The sequence below is a fragment of the Actinomadura sp. 7K507 genome, assembly GCF_004348425.1.
GTDB lineage: Bacteria > Actinomycetota > Actinomycetes > Streptosporangiales > Streptosporangiaceae > Spirillospora.
The window spans coordinates 1-17,009 of record NZ_SMKK01000214.1; the positions used below are offsets into that span (position 1 = coordinate 1).

At 68.9% G+C, this 17,009-nt stretch carries 15 protein-coding genes, 1 pseudogene and 1 riboswitch; of the genes and pseudogenes, 8 read left to right on the forward strand and 8 right to left on the reverse strand.

The window, feature by feature from the left end:
- Window positions 1–99: 99 nt before the first annotated feature.
- Window positions 100–2,403, reverse strand: coding sequence for a serine/threonine-protein kinase (locus tag E1285_RS34850; protein WP_279510119.1), 2,304 nt, complete (start codon window positions 2,401–2,403; stop codon window positions 100–102).
- On the opposite strand from E1285_RS34850, the gene E1285_RS34855 reads away from it, so the two are divergent.
- Window positions 2,402–2,953 carry an RNA polymerase sigma factor gene (locus E1285_RS34855; protein ID WP_132158846.1) on the forward strand — a complete coding sequence of 184 codons (552 nt, stop codon included), beginning with the start codon at window positions 2,402–2,404 and terminating at the stop codon, window positions 2,951–2,953. The genes E1285_RS34850 and E1285_RS34855 overlap by 2 nt on opposite strands.
- A gap of 115 nt (window positions 2,954–3,068) precedes the next feature.
- Window positions 3,069–4,094 carry a sulfotransferase gene (locus E1285_RS34860; protein ID WP_243723263.1) on the forward strand — a complete coding sequence of 342 codons (1,026 nt, stop codon included), beginning with the start codon at window positions 3,069–3,071 and terminating at the stop codon, window positions 4,092–4,094.
- Window positions 4,095–4,123: 29 nt separating this feature from the next.
- On the opposite strand, the gene E1285_RS34865 is transcribed toward E1285_RS34860, so the two are convergent.
- On the reverse strand, window positions 4,124–5,602 hold the full coding sequence (locus E1285_RS34865) for a trehalose-6-phosphate synthase (RefSeq protein WP_132158848.1): 1,479 nt from the start codon (window positions 5,600–5,602) through the stop codon (window positions 4,124–4,126).
- Window positions 5,603–5,712: 110 nt separating this feature from the next.
- On the opposite strand from E1285_RS34865, the gene E1285_RS34870 reads away from it, so the two are divergent.
- From E1285_RS34870 to E1285_RS34880, 3 genes are all read left to right on the forward strand, one after another.
- The gene (locus tag E1285_RS34870; RefSeq protein WP_132158849.1) at window positions 5,713–6,672 is read left to right on the forward strand and encodes a cation diffusion facilitator family transporter; all 960 of its coding nucleotides are present in this window, start codon (window positions 5,713–5,715) and stop codon (window positions 6,670–6,672) included.
- Window positions 6,673–6,847: 175 nt separating this feature from the next.
- Window positions 6,848–6,989: riboswitch (SAM riboswitch) on the forward strand.
- Window positions 6,990–7,004: 15 nt separating this feature from the next.
- The gene (thrC, locus tag E1285_RS34875; RefSeq protein WP_132158850.1) at window positions 7,005–8,249 is read left to right on the forward strand and encodes a threonine synthase; all 1,245 of its coding nucleotides are present in this window, start codon (window positions 7,005–7,007) and stop codon (window positions 8,247–8,249) included.
- Between the two features lie 10 nt (window positions 8,250–8,259).
- Window positions 8,260–8,538 (forward strand): MoaD/ThiS family protein, encoded by a 279-nt coding sequence (locus E1285_RS34880; RefSeq protein ID WP_132158851.1) that lies wholly within the window; start codon window positions 8,260–8,262, stop codon window positions 8,536–8,538.
- Between the two features lie 66 nt (window positions 8,539–8,604).
- On the opposite strand, the gene E1285_RS34885 is transcribed toward E1285_RS34880, so the two are convergent.
- From E1285_RS34885 to E1285_RS34900, 4 genes are all read right to left on the reverse strand, one after another.
- Window positions 8,605–8,838: a hypothetical protein gene (locus E1285_RS34885; protein WP_132158852.1), complete on the reverse strand. Its 234-nt coding sequence runs from the start codon at window positions 8,836–8,838 to the stop codon at window positions 8,605–8,607.
- Window positions 8,839–8,992: 154 nt separating this feature from the next.
- Window positions 8,993–10,078 (reverse strand): IS630 family transposase, encoded by a 1,086-nt coding sequence (locus E1285_RS34890; RefSeq protein ID WP_132158853.1) that lies wholly within the window; start codon window positions 10,076–10,078, stop codon window positions 8,993–8,995.
- An 837-nt stretch (window positions 10,079–10,915) separates the two neighbouring features.
- Window positions 10,916–11,548, reverse strand: coding sequence for a 2'-5' RNA ligase family protein (locus E1285_RS34895; protein WP_132158854.1), 633 nt, complete (start codon window positions 11,546–11,548; stop codon window positions 10,916–10,918).
- Complete coding sequence (locus E1285_RS34900; RefSeq protein ID WP_132158855.1) at window positions 11,545–11,901, reverse strand: hypothetical protein; 357 nt, start codon at window positions 11,899–11,901, stop codon at window positions 11,545–11,547. The genes E1285_RS34895 and E1285_RS34900 overlap by 4 nt, the downstream gene beginning before the upstream one ends.
- Before the next feature lie 1,165 nt (window positions 11,902–13,066).
- On the opposite strand from E1285_RS34900, the gene groL reads away from it, so the two are divergent.
- From groL to E1285_RS34920, 3 genes are all read left to right on the forward strand, one after another.
- Window positions 13,067–14,698 carry a chaperonin GroEL gene (gene groL / locus E1285_RS34910; RefSeq protein ID WP_132158856.1) on the forward strand — a complete coding sequence of 544 codons (1,632 nt, stop codon included), beginning with the start codon at window positions 13,067–13,069 and terminating at the stop codon, window positions 14,696–14,698.
- A gap of 136 nt (window positions 14,699–14,834) precedes the next feature.
- Window positions 14,835–15,437: a phospholipid scramblase-related protein gene (locus tag E1285_RS34915; RefSeq protein WP_132158857.1), complete on the forward strand. Its 603-nt coding sequence runs from the start codon at window positions 14,835–14,837 to the stop codon at window positions 15,435–15,437.
- 73 nt (window positions 15,438–15,510) lie between these two features.
- The gene (locus E1285_RS34920; RefSeq protein WP_132158858.1) at window positions 15,511–16,101 is read left to right on the forward strand and encodes a phospholipid scramblase-related protein; all 591 of its coding nucleotides are present in this window, start codon (window positions 15,511–15,513) and stop codon (window positions 16,099–16,101) included.
- 13 nt (window positions 16,102–16,114) lie between these two features.
- Here E1285_RS34920 and E1285_RS34925 read toward each other — a convergent pair whose 3' ends face one another.
- Together E1285_RS34925 and E1285_RS45930 are read right to left on the reverse strand one after the other, a co-directional pair.
- Window positions 16,115–16,774, reverse strand: coding sequence for a response regulator transcription factor (locus tag E1285_RS34925; protein WP_132158859.1), 660 nt, complete (start codon window positions 16,772–16,774; stop codon window positions 16,115–16,117).
- A pseudogene (locus tag E1285_RS45930) lies at window positions 16,771–17,009 on the reverse strand (hypothetical protein); the annotation flags it as partial. The gene E1285_RS34925 and the pseudogene E1285_RS45930, both read right to left, overlap by 4 nt.

The following is a 17,009-nucleotide window of genomic DNA, read 5'->3' on the forward strand; positions in this document are numbered from 1 at the left end:
GAACGGAAGGCCGTGCACGGTCCAGGTTCGTGCACGGCGTCCGGGTTTTCGCGTGGTCCGCGTTCCGGCTGGCGGCGGGCGTGGAGGGTGCCGGAAGGGCTAGGGGCCGGTGACCTTGAGGTTGTCGAGGATGTCCTTGGTGGCGTTGCGGTTGTCGGTCTCCTTGACCCGGATCCACAGGCCGAACTTGCCGGACTTGTCCTTGAGCCCGACCTCGGTGACGGACGGAGTGCCGTTCTTGCAGTCGGTGAAGCGCGTGATCGTCCCGCTGAGCGCCTTGTCCGGGGTGGTGTAGTTCTCCGGCGCGGCCTTCGTGCACTGCGAGTGGACTGCCGCGGACGGCGGGGGAAGCTGGCCCTGGCGCACGTCCGTGGTCACGCCGATGAAGACGCCGGGGCCCTTGCCGTCGCCCAGGAAGGCGGCCTTGTCGGGCGTCGCGCGCAGCACCGGACGCGGCTGGCCGTCGTCGAGCTGGACGGTGGACGGCGTCCACGTCTGCTCGGTGTCCTTGGGCCACGCCTTGGGCACCGCGGTCTTGATCTTGCCCGCGTTGTCGGATGCCGCGACGAAGTCCTTCGGAACCTCGGGCGCCTTGTCCTCCTTGCCCTCCTCGTCGCCGGGGAACAGGAGGCCGAGGGTCAGGCCGCCGATCAGCGCGACCACCAGCACGCCCACGGTGATGAGCAAGGGCGTGACGAACTTCTTCCTGGTACCACCGCCGCCGGGCTGCCCTGAGCCGCCGCCCCGGAGTCTGCTCAGCGGCCCGCCCTGCTTGCCGCCGGGACCCTGGCCCTGACCTTGGACCGGCCCCGGAGCCGGCGGCTGGAAACCGGTGGGCGGCGGCTGGCCGGGCTGACCGGGCTGGCCGAACGGGGGAGGGCCGCCGGGGCCCTGGCCCATGGGCGGCTGCATCGGTCCGCCGTGCGGGCCGACCGGCGTACCGTGCGGAGCCCCTTGTGGAGCCCCGTGCGGAGCCCCTTGCGGGGCGCCGCCGTTCTGAGGTGGCTGCATCGGGAACACGGCCGTCTTGTTCTCGTCGACGCTTTGGCCGCTTTGGCCGCTTTGGCCGCCTTGCTGTTGCGGCGGAGACTGCATCGAGACGGTGCGGTCGTTGTCGTTGTCGGGCGCGGTCGGCCCCTCCACCTGCCCGAACGGGGTGCCCCGTCCGCTCGCGTCGTCCACGACCGTCTGCTCGCCGCCGCCCTGCGGCCTCGGCGGGACCCGCATCTCGGACGTGCCGATGTCGTCCTCCGCCGACTGGTCGAGCCGAGTGCGCATCTCCTGCGGCGCACCACCCGGCTGCCCGCCGCCCAGCGGACCCCGCTCGTCCGACGGGAACGTCTGCCCCGGGCCGGGCACCTGCCCGGCCTGCCCCGGGCCCTGAACGGGCGGCGGCTCCTGCCCCTGGACAGGAGTCACCGCCTGCCCGGGACCGGGCGGCCTGGCTTGGCCGGGCGGAGGGGGCTGGGTGCCGTCCTGGTAGAAGTCCTGGACGGTCGCGTCCGCGTTGATCGGCGGAGCCGGCGCGTACGAGGGCGCGGGCGCACCCGGCGCCGACGTCGGACGCAGCGTGGACAGCGCCTCCGCGAACGCCTCGGCGGTCGGCCACCGCTTCTCCCGCTCGACCTCGAGGGCCCGCAGGATCACCTGGTCGAACGCGGGGGAGACCCCCTCGCGCAGCTCGCTCGGCGGCGACTTGACCGGCGCCGGGCCCGGCGCCTTTCCGGTGACCATGTGGTAGGTCAGCGCGCCGAGACCGTACACGTCGGCGCGGACGTCCAGGCCGCCGCCGAACCTCGCCTGCTCCGGCGACATGTACCCGGGCGTGCCGACCGGCAGCGTGAACGCCCCGGACGCGTGCGCGAGCGCCTTCGCCAGCCCGAGATCGGCGATCAGCACCTTCTGGCCGCCGTCCGGCGTCGACTGGAACAGCACGTTGGTCGGCTTGAGGTCGCGGTGGATCACGCCCAGCGTGTTGATCACCTCGACCCCGTGCGCGATCTCCTCGGCGAGGGCGACGGCCTCATTGACCGGAAGTGGCCGCTCGCGCATGCGGTCCGAGAGCGTCCCGCGGTCCGCGTACGACATCACGAAGTACGGACGCCCGTCCGGGAGTTCCCCGATGTCGTGGACGCGGACGAGCCGCTCGGAGTCGGCGCGGCGCAGTATCCGGGCCTCCTCGAGGAAGCGGTTGCGCACATCCAGATCGTCGATCAGGCTGCCGGACAGGACTTTTATCGCTACCTGGGAATCCAGGGCGTCGTCATGCCCCAGCCACACAGCGGCGAACGCCCCCGAACCCAGGACGCGATCGATCCGGTAACGGCCTACTGATGGTGGGAAAGACACTCCCGTATCATCCCAACAACGGGGTGAGTGTGCGAACGAGCATTGAGGCGGCATGGCATTCGACGAGAGGACCGAGGAGCTGGCGGTCAAGGCCGCGCAGGGCGACCAGAGCGCCCTCAACGAGCTTCTCCGCAAGATCGAGCCTGACGTCCTGCGGCACAGCTCCCGCTTCCTGCCCTGCCGGCAGGACGCCGAGGAGGCCTGCCAGGACGCACTGCTGCAGGTGGCACGGAACATTCACCGCTTCGAGGGAAGGTCGAGGTTCAGTACCTGGCTGCACGTCGTCGTCGCCAACTCCGCCCGCTCCACCTACCGGTCGCTGAAGCGCCGCTCGGTGGAGCAGGCCGGGGAGATCCCGCAGCAGCGCCCCGACCCGCGCCGGACCAGCGTCATCGCGGGCTCCCGCGTCGACATCCTGGACGCCATGGAGGACCTGGAGGCCCGCAAGCCCGACCTCATCCAGGCCCTGGTCCTGCGGGACGTCTCCCAGCTGGAGTACGCGGAGATCGCCGAGCAGCTGGGCCTTCCGCTCGGCACGGTGAAGTCCCGTATCCACGAGGCGCGCAAGCAGGTCAGGCAGACGCTGGGCGAGTCCTACACCTGACGGCGTCCGGTACGGGCGGGGCAGCGGAGGGCATCGTCAAGCATCGGTAATCGGCGGGCAAGAGTGCCTCCATGACCTGGGCCGCGGTCCAGGCCGGTGGGACACGATGCCGTGCATGTCATCAGGCCCGGACCCCCGCCACGACCGTCCGATCTTCGTCCTCGGCTGCCCCCGCTCGGGGACGACGCTGCTGCAGCTGATGCTGCACTCGCACGCCCGGATCGCGATCCCGGCGGAGACGAAGTTCGTCATCCCCGCCTATGCGCGACGGTGCGAGTTCGGTGACCTCGAAGACAGAGACAACAGACGCGCGCTGGGGGAGTGGATCACGTCCGAGCGGTCCACCAAGTTCCACGTGCTCGGCCTGGACGCCGGAGAGGTCGTCGACGAGATCGTCGCCGGGCCTCCGACGATGGGTTCGGCGATCGGCACCGTTTTCCGCGCGTACGCCCGCCTGCACGGCAAAGCGCGCTGGGGCGACAAGCGTCCGAGCTATTTCCGGCATGTCGGCACGCTGCTGAGGATGTTCCCGGACGCGCAGTTCGTCCATCTCGTCCGGGACGGCCGGGACTGCGTCGCCTCGCTGATGGAGATGCCCTGGTACGACAAGGACGTCCACCACGCCATCTCCGCGTGGCGGGAGGCCGTCGACCGCGGCCACCGGCTGGCCGAGCGCCTGGGCCCCGACTCCTACTACGAGATGCAGTACGAGCGGCTCGTCGCCGACCCCGTCGACGAGCTGACCCGCCTCTGCGCGTTCCTCGGCGAGGACTTCGACCCGGCCATGCCCCACCCGGAGGGCATCGCGAAACGCACCGTCTCACCGCGCAAGAAATGGCATGGACGGACGCACGACGCCGTCACGACCAACCGCGTCGGGTCCTGGGCGGAGCGGCTCGACCCCTGGCAGATCAGCCTGGCGGAGGCCGCGTTCGGCGAACGCCTCGCCGAGTACGGCTACGAGCCGAGCGGCCTGCCCAAGCCACCCGCGTCCCAGCTCGCCCGCTTCACCAGGACCAGCACCCACCGCCGCCTAGCCCAGCGCAAGGCCGCCCTGCGCGAACGCTGGAAACAGCACCACGAACCGAACCCCGTCGAATCCCGCCTAACGCCCCAGAACACGGTCACCCCGGCCTCCTGACACGACGCCCCGGCGTCTCGGCGGGCGGGTCAGTCGAGGGCGGCCAGCTGGTCGGCGAACCAGTCTTGCGGGGGGAGGGCCGTTGCGGCGGCGGTCAGGCGGGTGCAGCGTTCGGCGCGCTGGGTGGGCGGCATCAGCAGCGCCTTGTGGAGGGTCTCGGCGGTCTGCGACACGTCGTACGGGTTGATCATCAGCGCGTCCTCGGAGAGCTCCGCCGCCGCGCCCGCCTCCCGGGACAGCACCAGCGCGCAACCGCGCTCCGACAGGACGGGCCCCTCCTTCGCGACCAGGTTCATCCCGTCCCTGATCGGGTTGACCAGCAGGACGTCGGCCAGGCCATAGGCGGCGAGAGAGCGCGGATAGTCGTCGTTCACCTGCAGGATCAGCGGATCCCAGTCGGCCGTGCCGAACTCGTCGGTGATCTGCTCGGCGGTCCGCTCGACGGCCGCGGTGTACTCCCGGTACTCGGGAAGGTCGTAGCGGGACGGGTACGCGAACGCGAGGTGCACCACACGTCCGCGCCACTCGGGATGGTTGACGAGCAGTTCGCGGTAGGCGGCGAGCCCGCGCACGATGTTCTTGGACAGTTCGGTCCGGTCGATCCGCACGATGAGCTGACGGTCGCCCACCTGTTCACGCAGCGCGCGCGCCCGCTCCACGACGTCCTGTTCGGCCGCGCGCTGGCGCAACGCGGTCCCATCGATGCCGAGACCATGTACGCCTACGTGTGTGACGTGCCCTGAGCAGGTGACGGTACGGGCGGCACGATCGACCTTCGCGCCCGGCAGCAGTTCACAGCAGTCGAGAAACGCGGAGGCCCACCGCTCGGTGAGGAACCCCGCGTGGTCGGCGCCGAGGATGCCCAGGAGGATCTGATTGCCGATGTCGTCTGGCAGCAGCCCGTAGTACTCCGGCGGCGCCCAAGGCGTGTGCGAGAAGTGGACGATTCTCAGATCGGGACGCCGTTCGCGGAGCATCTGGGGAGCCAGCGACAGGTGGTAGTCCTGGATGGCCGCCTTCGCGCCCTGGGCGGCGTCCCGTGCGAGGGCGTCGGCGAACGCCGCGTTGTACGCCTCATAGGACTGCCAGTCGCGGCGGGCCCGCGCGTCGAAGTGCGGGCTGCGCGGGGTGTCGTACAGAAGATGGTGGACGAACCACAACGTCGAGTTGGCCACGGCGTTGTACGCACGCTGGAACGTCGCTTCGGGGATGTCGAGCATCCGCACGGCCGCGCCACCGGTCTCGTACCCGGCCCGGTCGATGCGGCCGTCCGGTGAACGGCGAGCGGCCACCCGGTCGGCCTCGTTCAGGCTCGCGCACACCCACAGGACGTCCGGCCTGTCCCCGGCCCTGGACGAGTGCGGCGGGCCAGGGTCGCGCGGAGCGCCCGTCACGGCGGCGAGGCCCGAGACCAGCCCGCCTCCTCCGCGCCGCATGGTGAGCGCACCGTCGTCGGACAAGGAGAACGAGACCGGGCCCCGGTTCGATGCCACCAGCACTTGGCTCATACCGGAAAGGGTCTCAGTTGGTGCCGAGGCGCTTCAAAGTGACCCGCGTGGTTCAAGCCACTCCCAAAAGCCTCCGGGTTAGGGCAAAGCGGGGCGGGTAGGCGGGCGGGATGAGCAGGTCCGACACGGCCAAAACCGTGCTCGTCGCCGGTGCGGCGAACCTCGTCCTCGCGATCGCGAAACTGATCACGGGGCTCCTCGCCGGATCGAGCGCGATGCTCGCGGAGGCCGCGCACTCGGTGGGCGACACCCTCAACCAGGGGTTACTCCTCACATCCCTGTCCCGCAGCAAACGTCCCCCCGACAGGCGCCACCCCTTCGGCTACGGCAACGAGCGGTACGTCTGGTCGCTGCTCGCCGCGTTCGGCATCTTCGTGGCCGGAGCCGGGTTCTCGATCCTCTACGGCATCCTGACCATGATGGGCCGCGGCGGCAGCGGGACGAGCGTCCGGCTGGCCTACGCCGTCCTCGCCCTCGCGGCCGTGCTGGAGGGCACGTCCTGGATACGCGCCTTCTACCAGGCGCGCAAGGAGACCCGCGCGAACGGCCGCGGCCTCCTCGAGCACATCCGCCGGTCGCCCGACCTGACGTTCAAGACGGCGCTGTTCGAGGACAGCGCCGCGATGGTCGGGCTGTTGTTCGCCGCCGGCGGGCTGATCCTCCGCGAGGTCACCGGATCGGACTTCTGGGACGGCCTCGGCTCCGTCCTCATCGGCGTCCTGCTCGCCGGCCTCGCGTTCGCCATCGGCCGCGAGAGCACCGGCCTGCTCATCGGGCGGGCCGCCGACCCCGCCGCGCAGCGCGAGATCCGGGCCGAGATCCTCGGCGCCCGCGGTGTGACCGGCGTGGACGAGTTGCTGACCATGCACTTCGGCCCCGACCAGATCCTCGTCGCCGCGAAGGTCAACTTCTCCGACGACATCAGCGCCGACCAGGCCGAGGACGTCGCAGGCGAGATCGACCGCAAGCTCAGGCAGCGGCTCCCGGCCGTCCGCCACGTCTTCCTGGACCCCACCCAGCGGACCGTCCGCCCGGGGGAAACCGGCGTGACCAAGAACGCACCCGGGTAACGTCTCAACCGATGGACCCGCATGTCTGGCATCCGGTCAGGTCATGTAAAGTCGACGCATACGAGCCGAAACGAGGCTCGTAGCCGCTAACTGAACATTGCTCGTCCAGAGGGGTGCAGGGAGCACAGTGGCCGTTGGGCCGGTCTTCCAGCTCAGCCCTCGCACAACTGAATATTGCTCATCCAGAGGGGTGGAGGGACCGGCCCGTTGAAGCCCCGGCAACCACTCGGCTGAAGTGCGCTCGCGATCCTGCGGGGCCGGCCGGGAAATGGTGCCAACTCCGGCCTGCGACCAAGGTGGCGCAGGGAAGATGGGGAGAAAGGCCTCGCTCCATGGCAATCACGCCTGCCACTGACCTCGGACCCGCTACCGGCCTCGTCTGCCGCGAATGCGGCTCCACACGCGACCTCGGGCCCTTCTACGTCTGCGAAAAGTGTTTCGGCCCCCTGGAGATCTCCTACGACTTCGGGAAGGTCACCCGCGCGGACATCGAGTCCGGTCCCCGCAACATCTGGCGGTACCGCGGGCTGCTGCCCGTCCCGTCCACCGTGGCGGACACGCCCAACACCGAGCCCGGCCTGACGCGCCTCGTCCGCGCCGACAACCTCGCCGAGAGCCTCGGCCTGCAGAGCCTGTGGGTGAAGGACGACAGCGGCAACCCGACCCACTCGTTCAAGGACCGCGTCGTCGCCGTGGCGCTCGCCGCCGCCCGCGAGCTGGGCTTCAAGGTGCTGGCCTGCCCGTCCACCGGCAACCTCGCGAACGCCGTCGCCGCCGCCGCGGCCCGCGCCGGGATCCGCAGCGCCGTCTTCGTCCCGTCCGACCTGGAATCCCAGAAGATCATCACGACGGCGGTGTACGGCGGGACGTTCGTCACCGTCGACGGCAACTACGACGACGTCAACCGGCTCGCCTCCGAGATCGCCGGGGAGCAGGACGACTGGGCGTTCGTGAACGTCAACGTCCGGCCGTACTACGCCGAGGGCTCCAAGACCCTCGGGTACGAGATCGCCGAGCAGCTCGGCTGGCGGCTGCCCGACCAGATCGTCGTCCCGATCGCGTCCGGCTCCCAGCTCACCAAGATCGACAAGGCGTTCCAGGAGCTGATCGAGCTCGGCCTCGTCGAGGACAAGCCGTACCGCGTCTTCGGCGCCCAGGCCGCCGGCTGCGACCCGGTCGCCGCCGCGTTCAAGGCCGGGCACGACGTCGTCCGCCCGGTGAAGCCCGACACGATCGCCAAGTCCCTCGCGATCGGCAACCCGGCCGACGGCCCGTACGTCCTGGACGTCGCCCGCCGCACGAACGGCGCCGTCGAGGACGTCACCGACGAGCAGGTGGTCGAGGGAATCCGGCTGCTCTCGCGCACCGAGGGCATCTTCGGCGAGACCGCGGGCGGCGTCACCGTCGCGACCCTCCGCAAGCTGGCCGAGGCCGGCACCCTCGACCCGTCCGCCGAAACCGTGATCATCAACTCCGGGGACGGCCTGAAGACCCTGGACGCCGTCGCACCCGTCGTCGCCCCGTCCGCGAACATCCCACCGTCCCTGGAGGCGTTCCGCGCCGCGGGCCTGGTCTGAGAGGAGCACCATGAGCAGCGTGTCCGTCCGTATCCCGACGATCCTGCGGACCTACACCGGCGGCGACGCCGAGGTGAAGGCCGAGGGCGCCACCCTGCGCGCCGTCGTCGCGGACCTGGAGTCCAGCTACTCGGGCATCTCCGCCCGCATCCTGGACGACAACGGCAAGATCCGCCGTTTCGTGAACGTCTACGTAGGCGACGAGGACGTCCGCTTCGCCGAGGGCCTGGACACCCCGACCCCCGAGGGCGCCCAGATCTCGATCATCCCGGCCGTAGCCGGCGGCTGACCCTGCCGTGGTCCTGGCGCACACACCGTGCGCCAGGACCACGTGCTTTTGCGGCCCATACGTTCGCTACCAGGGTTTGCCTTGCGTGAGACGCCGTTGCTTCATGTCCTCTACCGCGTCGTGGAGAGCCGTGAGCACCTCGCGGGCGAGGGAGCGGTCAACCCCGAGGCGAGCGTGAAAGTCTCGTGCGTCGATGTGCCCGCCGTTGCATATCTCGTTCAGGGCGTTGTTGATGAGAACGGCCTCGTCCGGCCCCAACTCGACCCGGACGATGTCATCGGTGACGTCGGTAACCTTCATGGTGCCCATCCTCGTGCACGATGGTCGTGATCAAGGCGGCCAACGTGGCACCTCGCGCCGGCCAGTGGAGCCGAGGCAGGCAGACGACCCTTCGCCCGGTCAGGATGTACGGCGCTTGCACTCGGCAGGGTGGAGTGACCAAGAAGCCGACTAGCTAGTGTCGTGAGTCGTTAATTCGTTGGCAGTATGCGGCGAGGGTTTCGAGGATCTCGTCGGCGGGCTTGGTCCACACGAACGGTTTGGGGTCGGTGTTCCACTCGTTGATCCAGCCGCGGACGTCGCGTTCGAGTTCGACTACGCTGCGGTGGGCCGAGCGGCGTAGTTTGCGGTTGGTGAGTTCGGCGAACCAGCGTTCCACCAGGTTGAGCCAGGACGAGCTGGTGGGGGTGAAGTGCAGGTGGAAGCGGGGGTGGCGGATCAGCCACCTTTTGACCGGCTCGGTCTTGTGGGTGGCGTAGTTGTCCAGCACCAAGTGCAGCTCCAGGTCCTTGGGGACGGCGGCATCGATCAGCTTGAGGAACCGCAGGAACTCTTGATGGCGGTGGCGCCGGTAGTGCTGGGCGATCACCGAGCCTGAGGACAGGTCGAGTGCGGCGAACAGGCTGGTGGTGCCGTGCCGGACGTAGTCGTGGGTCATCCTGGCCGGGGTGGTGGGCATGATCGGCAGGATCGGGGCGGTCCGGTCGATCGCCTGCATCTGGCTCTTCTCGTCCACCGCGAGCACCAGGGCGTTGTCGGGCGGGTTCAGGTACAGCCCGACCACGTCGCGGACCTTGTCGACGAACTGCGGGTCGGTGGACAGTTTCCAGGTCTGCACGGTGTGCGGTTTGAGGCTGAACGCCCGCCAGATCCGCGAGACCGCCGACTGCGACATCCCGGTCGAGGCCGCCATCGACCTGGTCGACCAGTGCGTGTCGGCGCCCGGGGTCTCCTCCAGCGTCGCGGTGACGACCCGCTCGACCTGCTCATCGCTGATCACGCGCGGCCGGCCCGGACGCGGGTCGTCGGTCAGCCCGTCCAGCCGATCGGCCTGGAACCGCGACCGCCACTTCGACACCGTGTTGCGGGACGCGCCGGCCTGTTCGGCGACCCGGGCGATCGTGGCGCCCTCGGCGCACAGCAGCACGATCCGCGCCCGCAACGCCAACGCCTGCGAGGTCTTACGACGGCGCACCCACCCGGTCAGCACCGACCGCTCCTCGTCGGACAACACCACCGGTTCCAGCTTCGGGCTCGGCATCCCCACAGCCTACCGACTAACAAAGAATTATTGACTCAGAACACTAGACCCTGACCTGCGAACGGGCGGCCCTACACATCACGAACGGGGCCGTCCGTTCCGTGATTGCTCCGTAGCGCGTCCCTAGCAAGCGATTGGGTGTCGGGCGAGGCATTTGGCACAGCGTTCGAAATGTGCTGGGACCGGATCTTGCCAAGGCTGGCCAAAGGGGAGAAGACGCGCCACCTGTCCGCAGACAGCACGGCTCGAACCGGCCTCGACCGCGTGCGCGATGGGCGGGCCGTCTTGAACAAGCTTGAGGTTGGAGTAATCCGGTAGATCAAGAGGTAGCTCCGGGTCCTTGGCGACCACACGAACGTTCCCCCAGAACCAAGCCTCGATCACCTTCACAGCCTAGACCGAGCGCCCCCGCCTGAGCTTCCCGTCTGCCGTCGTCCCGCGCTCCGCGCCCCCTGGCCCTGGTCTGGTAGATCTCCGATCGGGACGGCGGTAGACGGGAAGCTCAGGCTCCCTACCTCATCCTTCGGCGACGTCACGGGTACGGCCAGGGCTTCCCAGAGTCAGAGGCCCCCGCCGGAGGCAAAGGAGACCTCCGCCACGTACAACCGGAGGACGGCGGCGGCGCGACCCGATGGCCGCCGGCGGCTGGCGAACGGTGCGGCGGCGGCACGATCGCGGCCCGGCGCGGCCGCCCGGTGACCGGCGCCCACGCCGCTTGCTCCGGGCTGGCTGGCGCGGGGCCGCGCAGCGGCGCAAGCGCCGCCGCCCCTTGATCTATAACAGCTGAGTTCGGCAATGATCACGGGTTGTGGCCCGTCTCGGCGCGTACGTGGATTGTTAGCGGTGGCCGAGTAGGCGGGCGTGGCCTACGGGGTGCCAGTCCCAGAGGCGTTCTGCTCCGCGTTGGACGACCAGGGTCACGGTGTCGATGGTGACGTGGCGGGTCGGGAGTTCTCGGCCGAGTGCGCTGATGAGTGGTCCGGCTGGTTGGTCGGCCTCGCTGTAGGCGATCGTCATGTGCGGAGTCCAGGGATCGGGACCCTCGATGTTGCCTTCGCTGCCGGTCACTTTGAGGGTGGCCTGTTGGATGGCTTCGCGGATTCTGATTAAGGGGTCTGTGGGCCGGACGGCGACGGCGATCGCTTCGGGGTGGTAGAGGATCCGGCCAAGGGTCACGTTGACGGGTGGAATCATGGTGAGGAGACCCTGTGCCATGGCGAGCATATTTTGCTGCTGGGTGTCGGTGATCTCGTGGGTGGATCCGGCGACGTGGGTAGTGATGTGCAGCCATTCGGCGGGGGTCATGTGCAGGCCGGAGAGGTCGGCGAGTCGCTCGCGGGCGTCCTGGGAGAGTTCCTGCGCTTCGGGATGGTCGCCCATGAGGATGTGCCAGTAACACGTGCCTTGTCCTGGCCCCGGCTCCGCGCGGTTTCGCCATCGGTCGGTCATGTGCGCGGGCAGTGGACTCATGGGCTCTCCCTATCTGCATCATCGGTCAGGGCGGCGGCGTTGAAATCGCGGATCTGCTGTCTGAGTTGGACGGCGAGCGGACTGCCTTGCATACGCGGTCCGTTTAGCCGGCGGTCCAGGTCTGCCAGGTAGCGCGTGACGGTCGTAAGGCGCATTCCGGGGTCCAACGTCAGAAGCTTGGTGAGTTCTTCGGCGGTGCCCTCTAGGTTGCCCTTCAGGAGGTGGGCGACTCCGGTTCCGACACGTATTTGAGCCCAGTTCGCGGGTGAGATCGGGGAACCTGCGGCCCATGCGCTGTCTGCCATCTCGGCGGCTTGTAGCGCGCCGTCGAGATCGCCGGTTCGCATGGCCACCGACAGAGAGAACAGGGCTTGGCGCTCGATCGGGGTCTTTCCGGCGAATCCGCTCGGTGGCGTCAGGTGGGAGGCTCCCAAGACGGCGGAACAGGTCGACCCTCGTCAGGTTCCCAACCCTCGGCAGGCTCGGGCGCTGTTGGCGGCGGTTCCGGTCATCGCTCCTCGGGTCGGACGGCATCTCTACGCCTTCTTCGCCTGCCTGTACTTCGCGGGCCTGCGCCCCTCGGAAGCGGTCGCGCTGCGCCTGGACGACTGCGAACTTCCGGCAACTGGCTGGGGTCGCCTCCTCCTCGCTGGCTCTAGCCCTGCCTCGGGGAAGCAGTGGACCGATGACGGCCAATACCACCACCAAGGAGCCTCAAGGCCCGTCCCAAAGGGGTGAAGCGTCCCGTCCCGGCCTCCCCTGAACTGGTGGCCATCTTGCGTGCCCACGTGGCCGAGTTCGGCGCGGCCGAGGACGGTCGGCTGTTCCGCAGTCAACGCGGAAATCGGCTCGCGCCGGTCAGTTACGAGTCCGTTTGGCGGCGGGCTCGTGAACACGTTCTGACGGCTGCGCAGCTCGCGACGCCCCTCGCTCAACGGCCGTACGACCTTCGTCACGCATGCCTGTCGCTCTGGCTGAACGGCGGCGTTCCGGCGGCCAACGTGGCGGCTCGCGCCGGGCACTCGGTGGCCATGCTCCAGAGCACGTATGCTCACTGCATCGACGGTGACGACGAGATCATGAATCGGCGCATTGATGCAGCGCTGGGGGCTCCTCCTACCCCCGTCGCGGAACGCGCGGAACAGTCCGCCGCTCCGCTGCCCCACCCTCGGGCACGTGTTCCGCGATCGTTCCGCGAATACCGACGGATGATCACACACAGTGGATCACGGCGACACACCCGTGAAGCTCCCGAAGAGGGCCCCGACGCAGGTGGCGACGGGTCGGGGCAGGTAGATGAGCCTTCGCCCGGTCAGGATGTACGGCGCTTGCACTCGGCAGGGTAGAGTGCTAAAAACACGGTTGGCACTCTGCTGTGGAGAGTGACAACTTCACAGTCTGGGTCGGGGCGATGAGGCCTCATGGCGGCGACGGAATGGCAGTCGTCGGCGGGGGCCGTCCGTCGCGGGCGTCGGCTCGATCCATCTAAGCCACCTTGTTCCGGGAGGACTGGAGCCTATGGCTGCAAAGATGATCGCGTTCGACGAGGATGCCAGGCGCGGCCTCGAGCGTGGCATGAACCAGCTCGCCGACGCCGTCAAGGTGACCCTTGGTCCCAAGGGGCGCAACGTCGTGCTGGAGAAGAAGTGGGGCGCTCCCACGATCACCAACGACGGTGTGTCGATCGCTAAAGAGATCGAGCTCGAGGACGCGTGGGAGAAGATCGGCGCGGAGCTCGTCAAGGAAGTAGCCAAGAAGACCGACGACGTCGCGGGTGACGGCACCACCACCGCGACCGTGCTGGCCCAGGCGCTGGTGCGCGAGGGCCTGCGGAACGTGGCGGCGGGCGCGAACCCGATGTCGCTGAAGCGGGGCATCGAGTCCGCGGTCGAGCGGGTCAGCGAGGAGCTGTCCAAGCTCGCCAAGGACGTGGAGACCAAGGAGCAGATCGCCTCCACGGCCTCCATCTCCGCCGGCGACCCGCAGATCGGCGAGATGATCGCCGAGGCGATGGACAAGGTCGGCAAGGAAGGCGTCATCACGGTCGAGGAGAGCCAGACCTTCGGTCTGGAGCTCGAACTGACCGAGGGGATGCGCTTCGACAAGGGCTACATCTCGCACTACTTCGTGACCGACCCCGAGCGGATGGAGGCGGTCCTCGAGGACCCGTACATCCTGATCGTTCAGGGCAAGGCGTCGGCGAACAAGGACCTGCTGCCCGTCCTCGAGGGCGTCATGCAGTCCGGCAAGCCGCTGCTGATCATCGCGGAGGACGTCGAGGGCGAGGCGCTGGCCACCCTGGTCGTCAACAAGATCCGCGGGATCTTCAAGTCCGTGGCCGTGAAGGCACCGGGCTTCGGCGACCGCCGCAAGGCCATGCTGGGCGACATCGCCACGCTGACCGGCGGCCAGGTCATCAGCGAGGACGTGGGTCTCAAGCTGGAGAACACCACGACCGACATGCTGGGCCGTGCCCGCAAGGTCGTCATCACCAAGGACGAGACCACGGTCGTGGACGGCGCCGGTGACGCCAACGAGATCGCGGGCCGGGTCAACCAGATCCGCAACGAGATCGACAACACCGACTCCGACTACGACCGCGAGAAGCTCCAGGAGCGCCTGGCCAAGCTCGCCGGCGGTGTCGCGGTCATCAAGGCCGGCGCCGCGACCGAGGTGGAGCTCAAGGAGCGCAAGCACCGCATCGAGGACGCCGTCCGCAACGCCAAGGCCGCGGTCGAGGAGGGCATCGTCCCCGGTGGTGGCGTGGCGCTGCTGCAGGCCGGCACCAAGGCGTTCGACAAGCTGGAGCTCGTGGGCGACGAGGCCACTGGCGCCAACATCGTCAAGCGCGCTCTCGAGGAGCCGCTGAAGCAGATCGCCGTCAACGCCGGCCTCGAGGGCGGCGTCGTGGTGGAGCGGGTCCGCAACCTGAAGCCGGGTGAGGGCCTGAACGCCGCGACCGGCGACTACACCAACATGTTCGAGGCGGGGATTCTCGACCCGGCCAAGGTGACGCGGTCCGCGCTGCAGAACGCCTCGTCGATCGCCGCGCTGTTCCTGACCACCGAGGCGGTCATCGCCGAGAAGCCGGAGAAGAACCCGGCTCCGGCGGGCGACCCGACCGGCGGCATGGGCGGTATGGACTTCTGATCGGCGGCGTGTAACTCACGCGACATGAAAGGGGCGGCCCCCAGGGGCCGTCCCTTTCGTATGCGCGACGGCCATGTCGGCGCCGCCGGAACTCGCGGTTCCTTCGGCGGTGCGGGTGCTGCCATGATGCCGATCCATGAACGATCTCTTCAGTTCCCCGGTGCTGCGCATCGATCAGCCGCGCAGGGCCCCCGGCGCACGTTCCGAATACAAGGTGTCCGACGGGCACGGCACGCTGATAGCGACCGCGGGGGAGCGCGACATCTCACGGCTGCGCAAGGCGGGCCGGGTCGTGGGAGGAGGCGGCGGCAGCGGCCGCATCGTCCATGTCGAGAACGCCCAGGGCGTGCCGCTGGTCAGCGTGGAGGCGGGCAAGGGGGCGTCGAGCGGCAGGGCCACGGTGAGCACACCCGACGGCGCCCTGATCGGGTGCCTGCAGAAGACCGGTGAGAAAGCCGGGTACCAGTTCACGCTCCTGGACTCGGCCGAACGCCCCGTCGGCAGGCTGGAAGGCAGCCGCTACGGCTACAAGTTCCCGGTGCTGGACGGCTACGGCAACCACGTCGCGCAGATCGAGAAGAAACTCAAGGGCCCCGCCACCGAACTGCTGACCACCTCCGACAAGTACTCGGTCGAGATCTTCCAGCCCCTTCATGACCCGCTCCGGTTTCTGGTGCCGGTCATCGCGATCGGGATCGACCTGATGTTCTACGAAGGCAAGGACTGGCCGATCGGGTAGCTCTTGAGCCGGGGGACTTTGGCGTACCGTATGGCTCGGCAAGGCCGCTCCACGACGACGCTGGGAGAAATGCATGAGCGACCCGTTCAGTTCCTCCGCGTTCAGGATTGAACAGCCTCGCAGAGGACCGTTCGGCAAATCGCGCTACAAGGTGATCGATGGTGACGACACCGTCCTCGCCGTCGCGGCCCCGGTGGAGGACCAGGGGCGCGCCGGGGCCATGCGAGGCATGCTCCCCGGCAAGTCGAACCTCGATGCCCGCGCCGTCCAGCTGACCACATCCGACGGCAACCCGCTGCTGACCGTGGAGAAGCTGAGAGGACGGGACTACACCGAGATCCTCGGCCCCAAGGAGGACGTGGTCGGCTCTTTCGTCACCGAGCGGGTCGGACGCCGCTACGTCGTCTACGACGGCGACGGCACCCTGATCGGCGCCGTCGACGGGGACGTGCCGCGCAACAACTTCGAGGTGACCGACAACGACGGCACCAAGGTCGCCCACGTGCGCAAGAAGTGGGCGGGCCTCGCCACGCACCTGCTGACGACGGCCGACAAGTACACCGTCGAGATCTACGACCCCGTCCCGGAGCCGCTGCGCACCATGGCGGCCGTGACGGCGATCGTGATGGACATGAACCTCCACGAGTCCAAGGAGGTCACCTGACCGGCCGCCCGGGTCACGGGCGCAGCCGGTAGCCGATTCCGCGGATCGTCTCGATGCGCGCGGCTCCGAGCTTGCGCCGCAGGTAGCGGATGTAGACGTCGACGATGTTGGAACCAGGGTCGAAGTCGAACCCCCACACCTGGCTGAGCAGCTGCTCGCGGGTCAGCACCTGGTCGGGGTGCCGGCAGAACACCTCCGCCAACGCGAACTCGCGGGCGGTCAGCTCGACCGTCCGGCCGCCTGCCCGGGCCCGCCGCGTCCGCAGGTCCAGGTCCAGGTCGCCGGCGCGCAGCACGGTCGGCTCGGGGATCCGGTCGGTCCGCAGCCGCAGCCGGATCCGCGCGAGCAGTTCCTCGAACGCGAACGGCTTGGCGAGGTAGTCGTCCGCGCCGCCCTCCAGGCCCGCGACGGTGTCCGCGACGGTGTCCCGCGCCGTCAGGATGATCATCGGCATCGTCACGCGTTCGCCGCGCAGCCGGCGCAGCACCGTGAAGCCGTCCTGCACGGGCAAGCCCAGGTCGAGGATCATCAGGTCGAAATCGCCGGTCCGCGCGTACTCGTAGGCCGACAGCCCGTCGGCGACGACCTGGGTCGTGAAACCGTTCTTGTGCAGGCCCTTCTCGAGAAACGAGGTGATCCGCCGCTCGTCCTCGGCGATGAGGATCCGGTTCACCGCGTCGCCTCCGCGTCGACGGACGCCGGCGCTTCGGAGGACGCGTGGACGGCCGTTGCGGGCAGGACGACCGTGTCCGTCATGGTGCCGACGTCCTCCGCCATACCGCCGGGCGCCGGTCGCAGCGGCAGGGACAGGACGAACTGTGCGCCGCCTTCCAATGGGCCCTGCACGTAGGCCACCCCGCCGTGCGCTCTGGCGATGGACGCGACGATGGCCAGCCCCAACCCCGCAC

Excerpts from the sequence above, each read along its gene's own strand:
- E1285_RS34920 (WP_132158858.1), top strand. The coding sequence starts at position 15,511 with ATGAGCGACCCGTTCAGTTCCTCCGCGTTCAGGATTGAACAGCCTCGC.
- groL (WP_132158856.1), top strand. The coding sequence starts at position 13,067 with ATGGCTGCAAAGATGATCGCGTTCGACGAGGATGCCAGGCGCGGCCTC.
- E1285_RS34860 (WP_243723263.1), top strand. The coding sequence starts at position 3,069 with ATGTCATCAGGCCCGGACCCCCGCCACGACCGTCCGATCTTCGTCCTC.
- E1285_RS34895 (WP_132158854.1), bottom strand. The coding sequence starts at position 11,548 with ATGAGTCCACTGCCCGCGCACATGACCGACCGATGGCGAAACCGCGCG.
- E1285_RS34915 (WP_132158857.1), top strand. The coding sequence starts at position 14,835 with ATGAACGATCTCTTCAGTTCCCCGGTGCTGCGCATCGATCAGCCGCGC.
- E1285_RS34880 (WP_132158851.1), top strand. The coding sequence starts at position 8,260 with ATGAGCAGCGTGTCCGTCCGTATCCCGACGATCCTGCGGACCTACACC.
- E1285_RS34850 (WP_279510119.1), bottom strand. The coding sequence starts at position 2,403 with ATGCCGCCTCAATGCTCGTTCGCACACTCACCCCGTTGTTGGGATGAT.
- E1285_RS34855 (WP_132158846.1), top strand. The coding sequence starts at position 2,402 with ATGGCATTCGACGAGAGGACCGAGGAGCTGGCGGTCAAGGCCGCGCAG.
- E1285_RS34885 (WP_132158852.1), bottom strand. The coding sequence starts at position 8,838 with ATGAAGGTTACCGACGTCACCGATGACATCGTCCGGGTCGAGTTGGGG.
- E1285_RS34870 (WP_132158849.1), top strand. The coding sequence starts at position 5,713 with ATGAGCAGGTCCGACACGGCCAAAACCGTGCTCGTCGCCGGTGCGGCG.
- E1285_RS34890 (WP_132158853.1), bottom strand. The coding sequence starts at position 10,078 with ATGCCGAGCCCGAAGCTGGAACCGGTGGTGTTGTCCGACGAGGAGCGG.
- thrC (WP_132158850.1), top strand. The coding sequence starts at position 7,005 with ATGGCAATCACGCCTGCCACTGACCTCGGACCCGCTACCGGCCTCGTC.
- E1285_RS34865 (WP_132158848.1), bottom strand. The coding sequence starts at position 5,602 with ATGAGCCAAGTGCTGGTGGCATCGAACCGGGGCCCGGTCTCGTTCTCC.